Origin of the sequence: Alkaliphilus peptidifermentans DSM 18978, assembly GCF_900101495.1 — a bacterium.
GTDB lineage: Bacteria > Bacillota > Clostridia > Peptostreptococcales > Natronincolaceae > Alkaliphilus_C > Alkaliphilus_C peptidifermentans.
In genome coordinates this window covers 1-20,217 of sequence record NZ_FMUS01000038.1, presented here as the reverse complement: position 1 = coordinate 20,217, position 20,217 = coordinate 1, and the positions used below count along the sequence as shown (strand labels likewise).

At 33.2% G+C, this 20,217-nt stretch carries 16 protein-coding genes; 1 reads left to right on the top strand and 15 read right to left on the bottom strand.

Features of this window, described 5'->3' with window-relative positions:
• Positions 1-381: 381 nt before the first annotated feature.
• The 3 genes from BLP68_RS19605 to BLP68_RS19595 all read right to left on the bottom strand — a co-directional run bounded on the left by BLP68_RS19605 (position 382) and on the right by BLP68_RS19595 (position 2,524).
• Positions 382-1,104, bottom strand: a complete 723-nt coding sequence (locus BLP68_RS19605; RefSeq protein WP_091547298.1) for a DUF5131 family protein — start codon at positions 1,102-1,104, stop codon at positions 382-384.
• A 139-nt stretch (positions 1,105-1,243) separates the two neighbouring features.
• Positions 1,244-1,699: a VOC family protein gene (locus BLP68_RS19600; protein WP_091547296.1), complete on the bottom strand. Its 456-nt coding sequence runs from the start codon at positions 1,697-1,699 to the stop codon at positions 1,244-1,246.
• Positions 1,700-1,702: 3 nt separating this feature from the next.
• Entirely contained in the window at positions 1,703-2,524 is an 822-nt protein-coding gene (locus tag BLP68_RS19595; protein ID WP_091547294.1) for a helix-turn-helix domain-containing protein, read from the bottom strand.
• A gap of 404 nt (positions 2,525-2,928) precedes the next feature.
• Between BLP68_RS19595 and BLP68_RS19585 the strand changes: the two genes are divergently transcribed.
• Entirely contained in the window at positions 2,929-3,252 is a 324-nt protein-coding gene (locus BLP68_RS19585; RefSeq protein WP_091547292.1) for a helix-turn-helix domain-containing protein, read from the top strand.
• A gap of 559 nt (positions 3,253-3,811) precedes the next feature.
• Here BLP68_RS19585 and BLP68_RS19580 read toward each other — a convergent pair.
• The 12 genes from BLP68_RS19580 to BLP68_RS19525 form a co-directional block, all read right to left on the bottom strand.
• Positions 3,812-5,299 (bottom strand): phytoene desaturase family protein, encoded by a 1,488-nt coding sequence (locus tag BLP68_RS19580; protein ID WP_091547291.1) that lies wholly within the window; start codon positions 5,297-5,299, stop codon positions 3,812-3,814.
• Positions 5,300-5,301: 2 nt separating this feature from the next.
• Positions 5,302-5,877 (bottom strand): TetR/AcrR family transcriptional regulator, encoded by a 576-nt coding sequence (locus BLP68_RS19575; RefSeq protein WP_091547289.1) that lies wholly within the window; start codon positions 5,875-5,877, stop codon positions 5,302-5,304.
• A gap of 224 nt (positions 5,878-6,101) precedes the next feature.
• On the bottom strand, positions 6,102-7,475 hold the full coding sequence (locus BLP68_RS19570) for a M56 family metallopeptidase (protein WP_091547288.1): 1,374 nt from the start codon (positions 7,473-7,475) through the stop codon (positions 6,102-6,104).
• A 2-nt stretch (positions 7,476-7,477) separates the two neighbouring features.
• On the bottom strand, positions 7,478-7,840 hold the full coding sequence (locus BLP68_RS19565) for a BlaI/MecI/CopY family transcriptional regulator (protein ID WP_091547286.1): 363 nt from the start codon (positions 7,838-7,840) through the stop codon (positions 7,478-7,480).
• Positions 7,841-8,208: 368 nt separating this feature from the next.
• A complete protein-coding gene (locus BLP68_RS19560) occupies positions 8,209-9,390 on the bottom strand; it encodes a glycosyltransferase family 2 protein (protein ID WP_091547285.1) in 1,182 nt (393 codons plus the stop codon).
• A gap of 4 nt (positions 9,391-9,394) precedes the next feature.
• A complete protein-coding gene (locus BLP68_RS19555; RefSeq protein WP_091547283.1) occupies positions 9,395-10,402 on the bottom strand; it encodes a LacI family DNA-binding transcriptional regulator in 1,008 nt (335 codons plus the stop codon).
• Positions 10,403-10,422: 20 nt separating this feature from the next.
• Positions 10,423-12,552: a phosphodiester glycosidase family protein gene (locus BLP68_RS19550; protein ID WP_091547282.1), complete on the bottom strand. Its 2,130-nt coding sequence runs from the start codon at positions 12,550-12,552 to the stop codon at positions 10,423-10,425.
• A gap of 16 nt (positions 12,553-12,568) precedes the next feature.
• Complete coding sequence (locus BLP68_RS19545) at positions 12,569-14,275, bottom strand: ABC transporter permease (RefSeq protein WP_091547280.1); 1,707 nt, start codon at positions 14,273-14,275, stop codon at positions 12,569-12,571.
• A gap of 2 nt (positions 14,276-14,277) precedes the next feature.
• On the bottom strand, positions 14,278-15,282 hold the full coding sequence (locus tag BLP68_RS19540) for an ABC transporter ATP-binding protein (protein ID WP_091547279.1): 1,005 nt from the start codon (positions 15,280-15,282) through the stop codon (positions 14,278-14,280).
• An 81-nt stretch (positions 15,283-15,363) separates the two neighbouring features.
• Entirely contained in the window at positions 15,364-16,395 is a 1,032-nt protein-coding gene (locus BLP68_RS19535) for an extracellular solute-binding protein (RefSeq protein ID WP_091547277.1), read from the bottom strand.
• Positions 16,396-17,356: 961 nt separating this feature from the next.
• Positions 17,357-18,610 carry an acyl-CoA thioesterase/bile acid-CoA:amino acid N-acyltransferase family protein gene (locus BLP68_RS19530; RefSeq protein ID WP_176759124.1) on the bottom strand — a complete coding sequence of 418 codons (1,254 nt, stop codon included), beginning with the start codon at positions 18,608-18,610 and terminating at the stop codon, positions 17,357-17,359.
• A complete protein-coding gene (locus BLP68_RS19525; RefSeq protein ID WP_091547274.1) occupies positions 18,600-19,199 on the bottom strand; it encodes a PadR family transcriptional regulator in 600 nt (199 codons plus the stop codon). The genes BLP68_RS19530 and BLP68_RS19525 overlap by 11 nt, the downstream gene beginning before the upstream one ends.
• Positions 19,200-20,217: the final 1,018 nt, after the last annotated feature.

Genomic DNA, 20,217 nt, shown 5'->3' with positions numbered 1-20,217 from the left:
CCATACCATTTAAAACGTTATTCGACAAAATTCACCATCATTCCTTTTTTTTCGCTAAAGTTTGCAAAATATCTATCAATGCAAGACCATACATTATCTTTCTGGGTGAAGATGCTTTTAAACAACATTTCTTCATGCAAATAAGCCCCTCGATTCTTATCTAAAAATAATATCGAGGAGCTTATTCAATAGTTCTCTTAAATACCAAATGCTTATGAACTTTTATACACTTTTTTGTATAAAGAAAAACGGCGGCTTTGATTTTTAATTCAAAACCGCCGTTAGGCTACTGTATTTTGTTTAGGCGCATAAATATTCAGCCGCCACAATAACGGTTTTTTTTATTTACCGTTGTGACGGAAAACTAAATGAATTATTCCATCAGAACAACCTTTTTCCATCTGAAATATTGATACCAAGCGCTTTCGCCATACCGGTTTGCTTAAATGGGTTTATTTTTTCCACTACGCTGTCACGTTTGAAAAGCGAGCCTGTATTTTTAAACCAAAATGTTACATTTGCTTTTACGCACTGTTCACGGATATTAAGCACCCAATCATAATCACATTCACGAGCTTCTCCCCCTGTTTCGCCACCGACTGTAACATGGTCTACGCCATGAAGATACGGTGTTAAATCTATCGCTTCTAAAAGTGGAGCGCAGGCGATAAAACGCCGCTTGATCGGATAGGATAAAAATAATGGAAGCCTATAATCGGCTAATTTTTGATTTTCGACAGTACATCCAATATTTACATTGTCATATCCTGTTCCCCAATCTGATGGGATGGATACAAGGAAACGGTCAATTCGCTTGGTCAAAATCAAAAAATCGATGTCGGTTCTTTCCTTGATGATAGACCAAACCTCTTTGCGCCATTCATCCGCTTCTGGAAGGAAAAAGTCGGTTGCAAAACAGGTCGCAAGAATCTTGTTTCCTTTGATGTTGTATTCACCTTTTGCATTTGTCCTTATAGGCCAATCGAATTTATCTGTTTTTTGTATGGTACTTTGGCCATAGCGTTTCGCATGTGGCCCATAAAAATAGCAATTTGTGCAGCCATCACTTGCTTTGTAGCAACCTGTCCACGGCTCCCAGTTCATAGGCATTCTCCTCATTTTGCTGGGTTTTGATGTCACAATAAGGATCAATACCCATTTTGTTATAATAAGCATACTATATGTTCAAAGTAAAATAGCGGCTTTGGTTTACCAAAGCCGACATGTGTCATATATCAAAGCACTACGCATACTGTTTTACGACTTCAATGGGGAACATTGTGCGCTTGGCAACTTTTTCCGCCGACATGCCCTGATTCAAAAAGCGTTTGATAACCGTATTCATATCCTCTGCAATCTCAACAATATGATTGTCCAGGTCGTATACTCGAATGTCACGCTGCCCCCACGGGTACTCTTTTATTTCATGTACCCATTGTAAGCCGGATATGCTTTTCATTTCGGCATACACTTTGTCTAAATCTTCCACTTCAAAGTAGAGCTGAAAATTGTGAGACTGTTCTTTCACACTATCGACTGTTACACCAACGAGTTCGGCATATCCCTGTTGCAGAGAAAAGCCCTCAAAGGTTACATGTACGCCAATATCCATTACAGCGTTTTGATGAAGCACCTTTTCATAAAAATGCTTAGAAGCGGATATATCCTTAACCGCTAAAAGACAACCTTCATATTTCATTTCTCATTCCTCCTTTGAGGAAATTGTATTATATATCTCCGTTCCGTCATAGTAAAAATCCGACATTGTTTTCAGATACTTTTGAGGGGTAACACCACTAATAGCCTTGAAATCTTTATCAAAATGGGCTTGGTCGAAATATCCGGCTTGTTGCGACAATGCGGCAAAAAAGCAAGGCGATTTTTGAATGTGCTTTAACACATAATTAAAGCGGGTTAAGCGCACAAAGTCCTTAACATTCATTCCGATTTGTGCAAGAAACAAGCGGTTTAGATGCCGCTCACTATAATGGGATTGTCTGGCAACTTCTTTCACTTGTATTTGTCCATAATTATCAGAAATCATTTCGGTTGCCAACAACAAGGAGTCCGAAACAACTTGCTTTTCCATGCGTTTATGTAAAATTTGCTCACATTTATTTATCAAACCTGTTATCGTTTTTGATGCTACAAAAGCCTGATGTAGAGAATCAAACAGCTCATTGTCAATATCAGCAAGCGAAAATCGTTTATCTGCAAACTCCGCTTGGCTTTGACGGGTGATTTGATACAAACCATAGGGCGAAAGCTGGATAAGTAGCAGGACATGATAACTATTTGGTTCCATTCCTAATAAAACAGGGGTTAAAGATGCTCCCCACAGCTCGGCAATGACTGCGTTTCCGTCAAAAGCAAACGACAATGTTCCGCAAGCGTTAGGCATAAGCGTATATTGTGCCATAAACGTATCACTCGCTGGAAATACGATGTTGTAATAGAGAATGTATTTTCTCAGTCCCACATGTGAGGGAAAAATATTGAATTGCTTATCATCTTTTATAATCAAATTGTTCCCTCTTTGCTTTTCCAAGTAAAACTTCACTATATTTATTCCACATTATCATTTTTTGATTCTCTTTGTCTGCCGAATCTTTTATCAACAGATTTTTCTGCATCCTTTGGTATCAACCACATATAGCTAAATTTTGCAACCCCCAGTATGAGGTTTTCCTACATAGTTTCTGCACCCGACGTTCTGAAATACTGCATTTTTTTGCCGCTTCCGAAGCAGACATATATTACATATGTACCCCAGTCCTTTCACTGCTTATCTTATATATTATATACGGAAGTACGAATGAAATCAAGAATTTGCTAATTATAATATGCTCTATTACAGTCAGTACTATGATATGTGTAATCATATCTAAAAACAGATATGAACAGTAAAATGTAGTAGGGTGAAACAATATGAAGCGAAAAATCGACAAATACGATTTTGAGGCTTTCGGTCAAGCCATAAAAGCAGCAAGAAAAGCAAAGGGATTATCAAGAAACGAAGTAGCAAGTAAAATAAATATTGCTCCTCGATATATTGCGTCCATAGAAAATAGTGGACAGCACCCAAGCCTTCAAATCTTTTATGAACATGTTACTCTTTTAGACGTATCGGTAGACCAACGGTTCTTGGCTAGTTCTCTTTCTTTAGAATCAGTCCAAAATTCTTTATCATCAATTGTATCATTAAAAGGTATATTTACTTTTAATACTTTTGTCTGGAACATGATACGTTGATACGGCTATGCACAATAAATGTATATTATATCTCCAACTCTATAGTTTGCACTCTGCCGCCAATCAATTTCAGTAAAGTTCTGAAAAGCAGAAATTACATCATAAGTAGCAATATTTGAAGGAGTAATCCAAATCTTTGCAGAGGATTTATGAGAAGTAACCTCCGCCTTTGTCTCGAGGCTGATATCGCTATCATTGTTTTGGGCTGGACGTGGCAAATCCAAGTCAAGATTAAGATAATCTGCTAGCTTATACCATTCTTTACACTCTCTTATTCTTTTTAATTCTTGAGATAATAGTTCTTTTTCTGACTTACTCTTTAATCGCAGGGACGGTTCTTGCGATTATCTCTTCCTCATTAAATTTTCTAAATGTTTTTATTGATATCTCCTTATCAACTGCGAATAATCCCATTATCAGCCACTATCTAATAGTCTCTGGGGATATGATAACTTTCCATAGTATCCTGAATAACTACTCCACTTCCTACCTTGAGGCTTTTTTACAAGTACTACCTTTATAGGGTTTTGATGTCTAATCAACAGAACCGTCCCTTCGATTAATCTACTTTGCCTTGGAACACAACCTGCGCATCCTTACAAAGATGTTGTACTGCTTTACGACCTGTATCAACTGCAACTGGCAACCCACCTGGAGTCTGTAACCGTTGCCCAGCAAAGTAAAGATTTTTTATATATTGAGAAATAGAAGGATAGGTAACCATTTTATCTTCTTTTTCCATAAGTGTCATCCACGACCCATGCATTGTTCCACAGTAACGCTCATAGGTAAGAGGTGTTGCAATATCAATTACCTTTACCTTTCCTTTGGTCTGAGGGAGTTTATCTTCTAGTAAATGAACTACAGATTTTGCAAGTTTTTCTTTTTCTAGTTCATACTCTCCACTATTCCTTTTAGCTTTCCAATATTCATAAGTATCTCCCATGAATATTGTTGTTAGGGCACTACAACCTATAGGAGCATATCCCTTGTAACTGGCATAATTGTGTAGACTCAAGGTTCGAAAGTCCTCGCCAGCAAAAGTGAATGGTTTTTGTAGTGGAAATATCATACCTTCTGGTAAATCAGATAGGTCACACTCTACGCCTATACTCACAAATGTATTGGCCATAAACTTTACATTTTTGCGCATTTCCTCCATCCAAGGCTCCTTCAAAGGAGTTTCGAACAGTTTTTGTGTAGAAGTTAACGTATCAGCAGTAACGATGACTGCATCTGATATAATTTCCTTACCATTAACCAATACCCCAACTACCTCGTCCTTTACTACTATCACTTTTTCTACAGGGCTGGAATACATTATCTCTCCACCAAGCCCTTTAAATCTCTTTGCCATATTTTCAGTCATCACTAATGATCCACCCTCAACATAACCACCATCACCTGCAGCTAAACAACCTAGGGTAAAGAAAAGAGCACTGGCTGTTAAGGTTTCTCCAACGATATTTAGAAGTAGTTCTCTTATGGCAGGATGCTTGAATTTTTGACTGTAATCTTCTACTGAAATTTTGTTAAAGGCTATTATTTTAGGTAATATTCTTATCATTTTCATTAATTCTAATGGGCTCATTTTACTTTTTTGGTTTACCTTAACTCCTTTTATATCTATCACTGGCACCTTGAAATTCATAAAGCGTTTAATGTCTTTGTAAAGTGATTTAATTTCCTTGGCATCCTCTGGTGAAACCGCTAATAAATGATGTCTCAATTTATCTGGATCCCGATAAAAACAAACCTCCTGCCCATGATAATAACATGTGTACAAAGAATCCTTTAAATGTATTTTTGTGTTATCATTCAAAGCTCCTACATTACGCCACACGTGATTTAAGTGAGTTTTTTTAGAAGATCCAGTTAACCAGTGGAGGGCTCCTTCAAATAAATACCCCTTTCGTCTCCAGCTGGTACAATTTCCACCAGGAATCGTGTGTTGTTCCAATATAGTAACATCAAATCCGCTCTGTAAAGCATATATTCCGGCTGACATGCCAGCGATGCCTGCACCAACAACAATGACTTTCTTCATGATTATTTCCTCCTTATTATATCCACAATCCAATCACTTTCCGGGCAAGGTGTGGTTGGATCAAGTGCCAGTGCTTCACAGACGCCTTGTATCGCAGCCCAAAATGCTATTGTAAGTGCTGTTGTGTTACCCTGCCGTATGGTTTTATTTTGTTGGCCTTTTTCCATTAATAGCGCAGATTGTGTATAAGTGTCATCCAATTGCAATAACTCTTTAATATTCTCTGGTATAGCATCGTTGTACTCAGCTTGTCTTATTAAAACAAACATTTTTGCAACAAATGGATCACTAACTGCGTAATGCAATATGTTTTTTGCAGTTGATTCAAAGAATGTCAGTGGATCGCTTTGGTCTTCTGCCATCACCATTTTAGGACCGGACATTCCAATTCTTATTAACTCCTCATAAAGTTTATCTTTCGATGGAAAATAATGAAATAATAAGCCAACACTCATATTTGCTTCTTGTGCAATATCAGTGATTTTCGTGGCTGCATAACCTTTACGGATAAATAAATCCAGACTTACTTTTAGAATTTCCAGACGCCTTTTTTCTTTTTGCTCTGCTCTTGTACTCATGTTTAACTCCCTATTAATTAAATTTTTTGTAGAATGCATTACTTCTAGTTTAAATTGAAGGTATAACATCAAATGCTCTTCACTGAATATTTATTCAATGAATTTATATTCAATATGATAACTGATTAGCTTATATTTGTCAATACACAGCTGCCAAGGGGACGTTTTGGGACCAGTGAAAAACTGGTCCCAAAACGTCCCCTTGTGTTCTTGTGCCAATAAAGTTAAATGGTAAATTCAAATTTTTCTGTAATATTTATTACCTTACCATCTTTTTCTTCAATAAAAAATGGAACCTTTTGCGCTGGTGGTGAGTCATAATATGATTCATTTAAATGAAGAATAAACTCTTCTTTTTTCGTCGTAATATATAGTCTGTCACTGTCTTCGTCTTTGATAAATAGACGGAGATAGTCAAAAAAGGTATATGTTGTCTCATTTGTGATTTCAAAAGTTTGTTTTTCTATGTCTTCATTATAAATGTGATAACCATTGGGCATATCAGCATTCAAATCAAGTTCTTCTATTCGCTCTTTATCTTCCCTTGTAATGATTTCAACCTCATCAAGATATAGTAGGTTATCTTCTATTACTATATATCCTGTTATTAATCTAGGCATAGATGAATTTTCACCATTCTTTACCAGATAACCAGAATTCCAGCTTTCAGGATTTGCCAAAAGTCCAATCCCAACAACTGTTGCAATAATAACCGATAAAACAATCACCAAAAATTTAGGCTTTTTATAATTTAACACGTTTTTAATCCTTCCCTTCACATTTCCCTCGCCAAAAGCAAGGGGACTTCCATTTAGAATATGCCTTCCATTAGCAAGGGCCAATAAAGAATTAGCATAGGTTTTTTTGATTTCTCCGTCCATTTCTTTCAGTACTCTTTCATCACAAGAAAGCTCCATATCTGTACTCATCAACATGAATGCAATCCACACAAGGGGATTAAACCAGTGGATGGACAATATTATAAAAGCTAATACTTTAATGATATGGTCTTTTCGATGGATATGGGTCTCTTCATGTAGCAAAATATATCTTCTTTCTTCAACGTTAAGCCCAACCGGTAAATAAATCTTGGGTTTTATTAATCCAAGCACAAATGGTGTTCTCAAATTCTTAGCTTCGAAGATATTTTTCTCTATTAACTGTGCACTTTTTAGCTGTCTTTTTAATTGTAAAACGGATACTACACTATATATAAGCAACACCATTATTCCTAAAATCCATATGTAACCACCTATTTCTGTATATATCTGCAGTGGATTTACACTTGCCCCATTAGTCGCCACATGAAGCGAACTGTTTACAAAGGAATCAACTACTTCAATTCCACTATTAATCTGCGGACTTTGCTGATAGATGATATCATGGGGGATTGTAACAGTATTCGTATTCCATGGCATAAGACTAAACATGCTTTCAAAAGAAAATGGCATTATAAGACGAAAGGCAACCACACCCCATAAGGCATAGGAGATGACTTTTGGAGCTTTTTTCAGTATTAGTCTGACAAGTATCACAAAAAGGATTACATAGCTTGCCGTAAGGCTCATATTTAATACAGTGAGAAATAGTTCACTCATTGCTACCCCTCCTTGTGTTCATCAATCAATTTTTTCAACTCTTCAGCTTGGTTTTTACTTATTTTTTTCCCTCCGATAAAAGCGGTTAAAAATTTCGGCAAAGATCCTCCAAAGGTATCCTCAACAAAAAGTATACTTTGCTTAGCGTAATATTCATCCTTTGTAATTAGAGACGAAACTACAGCATTTTCATTTTGAAAAATACCCTTTCCACATAACTTTTTCAGTACTGTATATGTTGTAGACTTTTTCCAGTTCATTTCTTTTTCACTTAGCTTCACAAGGTCGCCGGAGCCTATTGGCTCCTTCCGCCAGATTAATTCTGCAAACTTTTCTTCACTTTCTGCAAGTTTATATTCCTTCATGACAAACCTCCTTGGTCTATTCAATATCGACTATATATTTTAGTCTATACTATATAGACTAAAATATCAATGATAATTTCTTAAAATGGAACAAAACTTTAATCAAAATTAGGAACTTTTCTCATTTCTGTAGTATGTCTTACCTACAAAGAAGCACTCAATGGATTTACTTTTTTAAAGCATGTCAAAGGGACGGGGATTTGGCACCTCAATGTGTCAATTACCCGTCCCCCTGGCATTATTTATTCACCTCATATGTTCCTCTCCACATGAATTATTTTCCTGAGATATACTAATACTTGTTGTATATCCTGTACATCAACACTGCACTTAGTGAAAACTCGAAACGCTGATGTTAAGAAATCTTGTTACTCATTTCTTTTTGATGATTTGAATCTTTTCACAATATTGATATACTCTTGTTGTCTATTTTTGAATATATTGAATAAATTATTCTTACTAGCATGTTCTATTGTATAATATAACTTATTTCTTAACTCAATAAGGCTATCTTTTTCATATTTTATAGATAACTCCTCTAGTATTTCATCTGTCTTGACTCTCATATTTTCATGGTTAATCATCTCGCTCATATAATATGATAATGTTTCTAAATCATCCCCATTAAAATTAGATTGAGATTTAAATCTCCCCCAGTCATATATAAAACGTGTAAGATTTTTCTCAATGTAAAATAAATAATCTTTCTTAGCTTCATAAGGCGGTTTATGTATTATTGTTAGAGTTTTGTCCGGAACAAAATACGAACGATATCGTGTGTCATATTGACTGATATTGCTAATTGAATTTCCATTTTCATAAATCAACCTTGCGGCTAATAAAAACGAAAAATCTTCTCCTCTTGTAACATCTTCAGGATAACATATAGTTTCAAAAACATTTTTTTGAATAATCATGTTTCCACCAAAACCAAATAAAGATTCTTTGATTGTATCATCACGCATAAGTTTTATCATATCTTTATTCATGGATGTAAATTTTTTCCAACTAATTAAATCATCTTTAGCCGTAATCATAACAGTACCGTTTTTTTCATATGGTGCCGTAAAGATGTACTTATCATTATGCTCATTCACTAGCGCCTTAACTTTTATTAGATAGTCTTTTCTTAGGATTTCATCATCATCAATTTGTATCAAATAGTCAATATTGTCTTTAGAAGCATACAAGAATCCTTGATTTCTAATAGTGGAATAGTTCTCAACTGAAAAAATATCTGAATCATATTTTTCTCTGTTGAAGTAAATATCTCGATTTGTAATAATCTCATAAGGGAATCTGGTGTTTTGAAGAATTTTACTAATTTTACACTTGATAATATTGTCATTCTTAGTTGTTTTTGAGACATCAATACCAAATATATACAATTTTACTTCTGTATCAATTGGATTTAATTCATTAATAGAATTAATGGTATGAGTCAATGTCTCTACCTTTTCAAAATCATCAAGAAATGTGGGATGATCAAAAGTATGAATTACGCCTCTATCTTCCGCCACAAATACGTTTATTACAATAGCCAACTTCATAATATCACTCCTTATAATTAGCTGTATGCTCAGTTGTCTCTCTAATAACTAAATTACTTTTAATAATTTTGGATTTTGGTAATCTTCCTTCAAAAATATCTCTAAGAGATTCAATCATCGCTTCTGCAATTTCACTTGAATTTTGATTAATTGTGGTAAGTGATGGTGAAAAATATTCCGAGATAGGAATTCCATCAAATCCAATAACTTTAACTTTATCTGGAATAGATATCTTTCTCATACGTAAAGCTTTTAAAACACCAATGGACTTTTCATCACCAGAAATTATGATGCCATCGGGAATCTTTTCTTCAGGTAAGTTCATTACAAGATTGTATGCATCTTCAAATGTGCGAATATCTGTGAATAATTCAAATTCTAATTTATGCTGTGAAACACTATCTAAAAATCCTTGTTGTCTTTCTTCATTTACAGTATAATCTAAGCTTCCTAAATAAAACTGTATGCTTTTACAACCAAGTTGTTTTAAATAGCTAACTGCGTTAAATATGGCATCATAGTTATCAATATCTACATAAGGAATACTTCTGTTCACTAAAGTTTTTCCTAGCGTTACTGTAGGTAGACTTAAGTCCAATTGAGCTTGACATCTAGATGGTTTCTTCCTGGTGTTTAGCTGTAATAGACCATCGCCTAATCCTTGAGAAAAAATCGAGTTGCAATCTTCGTCTGAATGGTTAACTTGATGAAGAATAAGATTGTAGCCATATTTCTTAGCAAATTTATTTAAGCTCTGAAAAAGATTCATATACCATTGTCCTATATATGGAGTATTTTGATTTTCTACACTCACAATTACATGATATATTGATTTCACCCGTAAATTTTTCGCAAAGATATTTACATTAAAATTAGTTTCATTTAGTATTTCTTGAACCTTTTCTCTGGTTTTGGGACTAACATTTGGATGATTATTAATCACTCTGGATACAGTTCTAACAGATACTCCAGATAACTCACTGATATCTTTAATAGTTAAGCTTTTTTTCATAATACCTACCTCTATTAATATTATTTTAGGGTATGAGATTTTAGACGAAACACAAAAAAGGAATTAACAGGTCTTACCATACCTGTAGCATTATATTTAGAAGCACATGGTATATTTAACTCTGTAAAAACACCATCGTTAACATACCCTATACAACTAGAAGCACCTCCGTCTAAATTCACAAGCCAATCTAAATCCTTGTATTCACTCAGTATATGATCGACTACCTCATCAAATCTCACGCCCTCACTATTATTAATTCTACCAGAAAATGAATATAATAGCATCTCCCCAGACACTGTCTTCCCAATAACACTACGTGGACCTCTTACAAATTCATGTACAATTGTTTCTTGAGATTTTAATGAGTTTTCGTGTAACCAACCTTCTTTTTCAAAACTTTTTAAAAGACTTGTATTAGTTTTTACTAGATTAACTCCATCCTTATATAAAAATGTTCCTCCTCCAGCAGCAATAATAACATTATCCCATAAGCTTTTCGATATTTTCTCAGGTCTATTCATGTTAATCTCCATTGAAACTGAATCAAAATTGTTTAATTGGTTAAAGTTAAAATTTTCAAATGACAAAACAATCGCAGTCGGTGGGACTTGTCTTCTGCCATAAAAAAAGTCTTGCATTATATTATTTATGAAAACTAAATTAAAGCGATTCTCCAGCTTTTCTTCTATATTAGTATCAAATGGTGTTATTATGAAAAATTCCTGCTCATAATCAATAGGATTAACTTGATTTTCATCAAAGTTATAAGTTTTATTCATCAATTTAAGAGTACCCGAAACTAGGTTCCTATTTTCTGCTATAATATCACCATCAATAGTAATTCCAATGAACGCTTTGTTAAATAATGGTGGCAGTTCAATGTGGTCACTATAATATAAATAATCCATATAAAAGTTTTTCATTTCTAATTTATTTTCAAAACTTGAAAGAGTTGAATTATATTCATCTCGGAGTTTTTCTGTAAAAAAGTAGAGTCCATTTAAGTAAATGTATTCTCCAGGTAAATTTTTAAAATATGATCTAGGATAAACTAACTCTTTTTGAGTTTTATATGATGTCACAAAATCTATACTCATCAATTCTTCAGGCTTTATTGCAACTCCAGCATATTGCAATTTGGGATTAGTCTTATTGTAAATTTTTACAAACTGAGGAATTTGAATCGGCTTAGCTATGTCATATTCATAATAATGATAAGTTAATACTTCTTTATTTAAGTGAAGGCCATGCACATAATGGTACAAAGAATATTCACCTTTTTCTACCATAATACAATTTTTGTAAGCAGAATCATTTTCTTTAATATATGCCAGAAAAGGATGTATCCCCTCACCATACATTTCAGGTAGATTAGTGAAACTTTGAGAGTATGTATTGGAAGCGTTTCCTATTATAACTTTATTGCCAGGAATATCATTTACACGATATAAACTTAATTCACCCAGGAGTATAGAGATTGTATTTGCACCATAAAATATAGGATGATGTGGATTTACATATGGTATTTCTGATTCGTCTAAAGAAATCTCAATATTTAATCCCTTATATAAATTGACTAGCTTATATAGCTCTTCATACGTAGGCTCAAATATTTTCTTGTTTTTTTTTCCTATAATAATTATTCTATCTTGTATACCCTCGATTTCTAATAGTTTAAGCATCATTTCAAGTTGAGTAATATGCTCACTCACAATTATTATTGTTTTATTACTTATAATATGCCAAAACCTTTTTTCTTCCCAAACAAGACGTAATGAATTACGATTATCAACATCAACATTATAAAATGCTAGATCGATTAATTTAATTTGTATAATATTATCCTGAGAATATTTATTAATTATCTCAAAGTGTGGGAAAACATCTCTTCTTATTTTAATTAAGTCGGAGTAAATATCTAAGTTTGTTTTTGTATTGTATTGTGGGTTCTTCATGAAATAGTTTTCAATCTCTTTGAAATATTCGTTTTTCGCTAAAACATCTACAGAATAATTCTCAACAATTTTATCTTTTATAAAATGTTTACCTTTTGAAAAATCAATATTAAACTCAAAAAATTCAAAGCGATAGTATTGATTATAGGAACGTATTCTTTCTCTAATAAAATCACTTTTAAAATTTTTCATATATACTTTCCTCCAGTTAAATAACCTTCTTTTGCTTACTATAAACAGAGACTAGTGATATTGTTGATATAACCATTAATATCACCGAGTACACCAAAACAAGAGCTTGGGCGTTTGGATTAATCTGACTTTCAGCGTTATTCTTAATTACAATTCCTAGCGGTTCATACAGAGGGTGATACAGCAAAACAGATAAATCATAGTCTGCTAATAGAGAATTAAAATTTAGTACAAAAATAGCAAGTATAAACGGACGAATTACCGGAAATACTATTTTACGGAAGATATAAAATTTATTAGCTCCCATGCTTTGTGCCGCTTCTTCAAGTGAATGATCAACATTATATAAAGCAGCATTAGTCATACGCAAAGTGAATGGAATCTTTATAATTATATATCCAACTAAAAGCATAATAGTTGTACCAGTTAATACCTGTCCAAATAACAATAACCTTTTTGTATCATATGTAACTATAAGTCCCATAGCAATGAGAGTTGATGGTAGAAGCCATGGGGTCATTAGAGCGTAATCTATGATATTACGGTATCTTGATTTTCCGCTTCTTATATATCTAGCAAGAACTAAAATTAAACTTCCCACAATAAAAGCTGCTAATGCTGAATAAGTAATACTAGTTAAATAAGGTTTATATGAAGAAGGCTGAAGTAGTAGTGATGTATAATTTTCTAGCGTAAAAGATTCTATATTTATATTACCAGTAGCTATTGTATAACCGTCAGTAAAAGAATAAATAAAAATTAATAATATAGGCATAATATATATAGCAAATATAAAATATGCGATAATATGTATTAACAAATTTAATACAGGGTTCTCAATTTTTTGCTTGATTAATAGTGTTTTAACTTTTGATACAGACATATAATTATATCTTGATTCGATTTTCTTTGAAATAAATAGAATTAATATTGTTGCTAGACCTAACACTAATGATAAAACGGTTGCTATGTCACGAGAAGCTATACTTTTAGAAAACCTAATAATCATGGGATTTATTGTTTGAAAGCTTTCTCCTCCTATCATCAAAGGAGCAGAAGTAGCTCCTAATCCAGTTAATATAATTAATATAGTTATTGCGAAATAATTGGGTCTTAAAACAGGTAGGACGACTTTTGCTAATATAGACCAAGTAGATGCCCCCATACTTTTAGCTGCTTCAATAGTTTGATAATCAATATTCTTCAGTGCATCTGATAAAAATATTATATGGTAACTTGTTAAGGCGAAAGTCATTACAAATGTCACTGCCCCATATCCTTCAAACCAATGAGGACTCAGATTTGGAAAAAGTGAAATTAAAATTTTGGTTATTACACCTGAATCACCATAGACAAAAAGATATCCTGACGCTAATGCGATACCACCATATACGAGAGTACTGCTATAACCAATTTTTAAAATTTTGCTACCTTTAATTTTAAAATAATCTGAGATCAAAACTATAAATGTGCCTAAGACATTAACCGTAATAGACAAAGTCACTGCTAAAATAAAACTGTTTCTTAAACTGCGCATAGCTCTATCAGATTTAATGAGGCGATCAATAGCACTTGTTGTAAAATTTCCATCTTTAGTAAAAGTTTCGACTATTAGATTCAAATTAGGAAAAATAAGAAAAGCAAATAGAAGCCATGTAATTCCTATCAGAAAAAAATATTGTAATATGTTTGTTTTATTATATTTTGCAATCATATTTTTCATATCTACTCCTTAAATTGTAAAATTGCCTTTTTATCTATATATATCTTTGTATTATCACCAACATTTAATTGATATCTCTCGTTCTCCATTACATAATTTCTTACTAACTCTTCCTTATATTTAAATGTGTATTTACTGTAATTGCCATAATACTCTTTTTCTAATACCATTACTTCAAATGCTTGATATCTAGTTAGATCTTCAAATGGAGGCTCTAAATATACTTTCTCTAGCCTAATATATGCTTTGTTCTCCAATGGAACACCTAATTCAGTCTTTATCTTTACTTGTAATAAGTTAATATCACCAATAAAGTTTGTAACAAATTCTGTTTTAGAATTATTGTAGATATCTTTAGGTGTCCCCACTTGTTCTAAGAAGCCTTTATTGAATACTGCTATTCTATCAGATATGGTTAGAGCTTCCTCTTGATCATGTGTTACATAAATAGTAGTAATTCCAAACTCTCTTTGTAATCTTTTTAATTCAACTCTTAGCTGACCTCTCAAGTTTGCATCTAAATTTGAGAGTGGTTCATCTAACGCGAGAATTTTCGGTTTCATGACAAGAGCTCGTGCTATAGCCACTCGCTGTTGTTGTCCACCACTCAGCTCCGATACCTTTTTACTTAATTGTTCTTTATTTAGATCCACCTTCATAGCTATATCTTTTACACTCTTTTCAATATCACACTTTGATTTTTTCTGTAGTTTTAGTCCAAATGCAATATTGTCAAATACATTCATTGTTGGAAATAGGGCATAACTTTGAAATACAATACCTATGTTTCTTTCCTCTATTGGTTTATCATTCACCCTGTTCCCTTCTATAATAATATTGCCACTAAATGGTTTAACAAATCCGACTAAACTACGTAAGGTTGTTGTTTTGCCACAACCAGAAGGACCTAATAAAGTAAAAAATTCTCCTTCATTTATTGTTAAATTGAGATCCTTTATAGCAATAAAGTCTCCATACATAATATTAATATCATCAAAAGTAATCATATTTTTACTCCTCATAATGTTTGTTATAATTTAATAGGGATAGCCGAACAGTTTGCTCGGCTAATATGTAATATTACTACGTTATTTCATAATCTCCAACTCAATTTTTTCAGCCCACTGATCTATATGGTCGCCAACAAATCCCCAATCTATTTCTTGTACAGAAAGAGATTCATCTATGGATCTAATATACTCTGGAGCACTTGAAAGGGCTTCCTTATTAGCAGGTAATGAGTAGAACTTATCTGCCCATTGTCCTTGTATTTCAGCTGAACCAAACCAATCCAAAAACCTCTTTGATTCCTCTAAGTTTGAAGATCCTTCCACAATGCCTATTTGTTCTACTACATACGGAACACCAATTTTAGGTTTGGCATAATAAGATTTAACTCCATATTGTTCTTCTCTAGCAGCAAGTCCACTTGACCACATTTGTCCCATTGGAGTCTTTCCTCCAGCTAATAAAGCATAAAACTCTTCGCCATCTTTTGCAATATAACCGTTGTCATATAATTGCTTAATTGCTTCCCATCCTTCGTCAGATACACCTAATTCTCCATTCTCATCCAAATATCGTACTAATATACCAGAAATTACTGCCCTTGTAGTTCCACCTGATAGACTTGGGAACAAAAAGTACTTGCCATGAAAATCAGGGTTTTCCCATAGATCTGGCCAATCTTGAGGTCCTGTTTCTTCACTATATAAATCTTGACTATAAATAAGTAATATAGCTTGTTTTACTAATGAATGATAGTAACCATCATTATCGTTCATTCCTTCTTCAATATTATCCGCCCAGACAGGAACATGTTTAGCGAGAATATTTCCCTTTTTTAAAGTTTCAAATCCCATAGTATTTAATCCAAATACTATATCAGCTACTGGATTGTTTTTTTCCGCAATAAGACGATTTGCAAGATCTCCCCCTCCAACCTGTACGGTTGTTACATTAAAACCTGCTTCTTTTGCCTTTTCCTCTACCCATTCACCACGACCATCAGTTAGGGAATTGGAGTAAATAATCAATTTATCACTACCTTCTTTTTGACCACACGCTGATGCAGTAAGTAACACTACTAACATAATAACAACACTAATCACTTTTTTCATACGGAAACTCCTTTCATATAATTTCATTTTGCCATCGTTGGCAATTTTAATTATATACTATTATTTACTCGTTATCAAGGTTATTTTGCAAGATTTGTGTTTAATTTGTAATAATGTGTCACCTTTGGGCGAAGGTATTACTATGCAAAATGTGCGCCATTCTCGGTTTTTCGGAAACCGTCGTGAGCATATCTTAATATTAAATATAATTCCTAGGATTTACTTCTGATAGCTCTGTTTTTGAATAGTGCTTTAAGAAGTATACTTAAATGGTTTTTCAAACTAGAATACAGTATTTTCTAGTTATGAGGAGAACCGTCCCTTGATGCATCCACCTTTTTCAAGCAGATACATATGTCATAGAATATTAGGGGAGAAGCTTGTTTTTCCTGAGTTAGATAAAAAGCTGATTAGTTTATAGTTCAATAAAAAATCTGTTTTTTTAGAAAAATTTTCAAAACCCTTACTATCTCATACTTTGCTAATTCACTAATTATTACACCTTTTCAATCTGCTGCCCCCCCCAAAAAACCCGAAAAATCCCCACTTTGACAATTGGGGGATTTTTTGACCTTACAAGATTTAATAAGATTCTCACATATAAAATCCCAATGCTTTAAAGGTATTGGGATTTATCATTTGAATATTGTGACCTTAGAAAAATCAATTCTCATACACCTATCTAAAAATAATATTATTCTTTTAAAATTTATCCTTAGCTTAGCCTTTTGTTATCAACACACAGGACTCAACATGGGTTTTGGTAGAACGATGATAATTTTTCGCAGAAAGAATAGGAGTTTCCACCCTCTTCCCCTTTAATTTGAAAAGCTCATTTAGTTTTAAATAAAAATGTTATATATACTTAATCCAGAACAGTAAGTAATTTTGTAATCATGAAAATAATTATTATAATCCATACTTGTAATTTTTCACTTCTGTGTTACCCATTCATCTAGAACTAATTGAAATGATCCACCAAAAATTTTAATGTTGCATTCCAAGCTTTTTTGTTAGCATTTGCAGCATCTTGTGCTGTGACTGATGGGTGATCAATCATAGGGGGTAAATTGGGGAGAAAGAAAGTGTGTCCCATATTATTAAAATAAAGGTGTTTTGATTGATAAAGATTATTATTTTTCTCTAAAGTTTGCATCATATCTTTACACATTGTTGAGGAAGACCAAGTAGTATCTTTTTCTCCAGAGATCATCAGAATAGGAGACTCTATTTTTTCAATTGGTATACGAGCGCTTTCTAATTGTTTAGGAGTAGAAGTATTTAATGCAGCGTCATGGATTTTACGTATGTCCATGGGATTCATGTCTTTTGAGAATTTTGTATCCACTGGGTACTTTACAAAATCTATTGGATAGTTATTATAAGTCCATGATGATTTTGTTTGATGCTCATCCATTGAAATTCCTTCAAACACATGGGAAGAAGGAACATAAGCAATAATAGAAGCTAAATGTTTAGAAAAATATGACCCAAACAGTAATGATAGTTCAGCCCCTTTAGAAATACCCATTATGCTTATATTATTTTTGTCAATTTCCGATTTACCTTCGAGCCAGTTAAGTGCTTTTTTAAAATATTCTATTTTAATTTCAATGAGTTCACTTGGTAAGTTGTCATTTTGAATATCAAAGTAGTTTAGAGCAAGAGTTGCATATCCTTTAGTACTCAGTAATGCTGCCATTTGTTCTGCCCATAAGAGTCCTCCAGTAGACCCCCCAATAATTATTACCGCTGGTAAGTTATTTTTTTCTTTAGGTTTAAACAGTTTTCCTATTATTGGATTTTCAATGTTTTCTTCTTCAGTATCAGAATTTGTAAAGTTAAACTGTACTTCTCTTTTATCTTTTACTTCATCTTCTACTAACAAATATAAACTCACCTTATGAGATCGAGTACTCATTTTTAAAAATATAGGAGGAAAATAAACATTACTTTCTTTTAACTGCATAGACCATAGCAAACCATTAGGATCACAATTGGTGTAAAAACCTTCGTCAGGTGCTACTTTTTCTAAATTAATTCTACCTTCGTGATCAGATGTGAAAATTGCATAGGAATGCCATGTTCTTTCCACATCATCCTGCATTTCTGCACGTATCTTTACCTGTTGGTTAGGTTTCAATCCTGTAATTTGCAAGTTTACATTCTGGTCGATTAACTGATTAGTTGAAGATAAAATTATTTTAGGATCCATCATTAATTTCTCCATTTCCTATTTTATTTATGTCTGGTAAGTGAACTTCAAATGATTCTTTAGATAATAGCTCCTTTATTTCTTTTAAAAAGTCTATGTTGACTTCTATGTGAGTACAACCATTTTTAAGCAGGGCTTTCATATAATTAGGCAATTTTTTTGATTGTATTTCTTCTTTTGCTTTCTCAGCCTTTTTCCAAATTACTAACTCTTTTTCCAGACTTTTTATGTGGATATCTATAGCTTTTATTGCTTTTTCGTAGGGTAATTCTCCTAAAAAAGTTACAGCAGTGTATAAAGAATTGGGGAAATTAAGGTCTACTTGACTGAGAGTATCTTCTAGTTTTCTTTCAAAAAAGTGTTCTCCTTTTTCAGTAATCGAATAAATTGTCCGCGAGCGATTTCCAACACTTTCAATAGATTGGATCTTTATTATGTTTTCTTCTTCCATTTTATTGAGAGCATAATATATAGAACCTATTTTAATACCTGCCCAGCTTTCTGCATGACTTAATTTTAAATATTGCAGGATTTCATAACCAGTCAAATCTCTTTGTTGTAATAAACCTAATAACATTATTTTTATCAAACAATTTCCTCCTTCTATTGCATATTCAAGTTTGATTATTCAACTTTGAATATATGGTATAACAATTACGCTTAGATGTCAACTGTATTTGCCGATTCATTTAGCTATTTGCTATACTTATCATTCCCTGTAAAACCTTATTAACTGACTCTGATCTCCACTTTGGCTCTTTAGCTACAGTAAGTATACCTTCAGTTTCCAATCCTCCAGTGATTCGTAGTAAACTTAGATCCCCTCATGGTATTCTCGATAGATACGCTTTACTATTACTGCTTCTTCAGTAACAATAACTAGCCGTTTATTCTCTTATTGTACCCTGAAAAGCAGTTGTGATTTACTTGGAGTTCCTTTGGCTGGTATCGTACTAAATGCCAAACCTCACGTTTTGGCTTAGGGAATGATTTTCAAATCGTGAAACACCTCATTATGCGAAATTATTTTCCTCCAAAACAAAATCCCCTAAACATATTGTCTAGGGGAACTTATATTACTTTTGATTTTTATCTAAACCTTGTAAACCACTGATTCAACTTATTTCTTCTCTATCAATACCACACTCCGTCGTAGAATGTATCCAATCCCGTTTCGCTTCTCTCATGCTCTTGGTCATTCCTGATATGAGACTTACATCTGCTTACTTTGTAAGCAGTGTTACGGCTTCCACATGCATGGTATGTTGCTGTTAGCATATGTATTGTCTAGATATTCTATAAGGCCAATTCCTTTCCTATTATCAATATTGACGTGAGTGACAATGTATAATCTGTCCCCTCGTACTTTTACCTAGAAAGAGTATGGGAATAATCCATAGACTATTGCATGACAATAACCCCGTCCGAGATCAGTGAAAAACTGGTCCTTTTTTTCGTTAAATCGCAAGAAATTTTGACAAATGTAAAAAATAGTCTGTCATTTCTAAAGTTCCCTTAAAACTAGATATAAAAGAGGAGACTATTGCTGCTATCCTCTTGATATTTACCGCTATTGCAGCTAGCTTTGATTGTTTCGACACACTTAT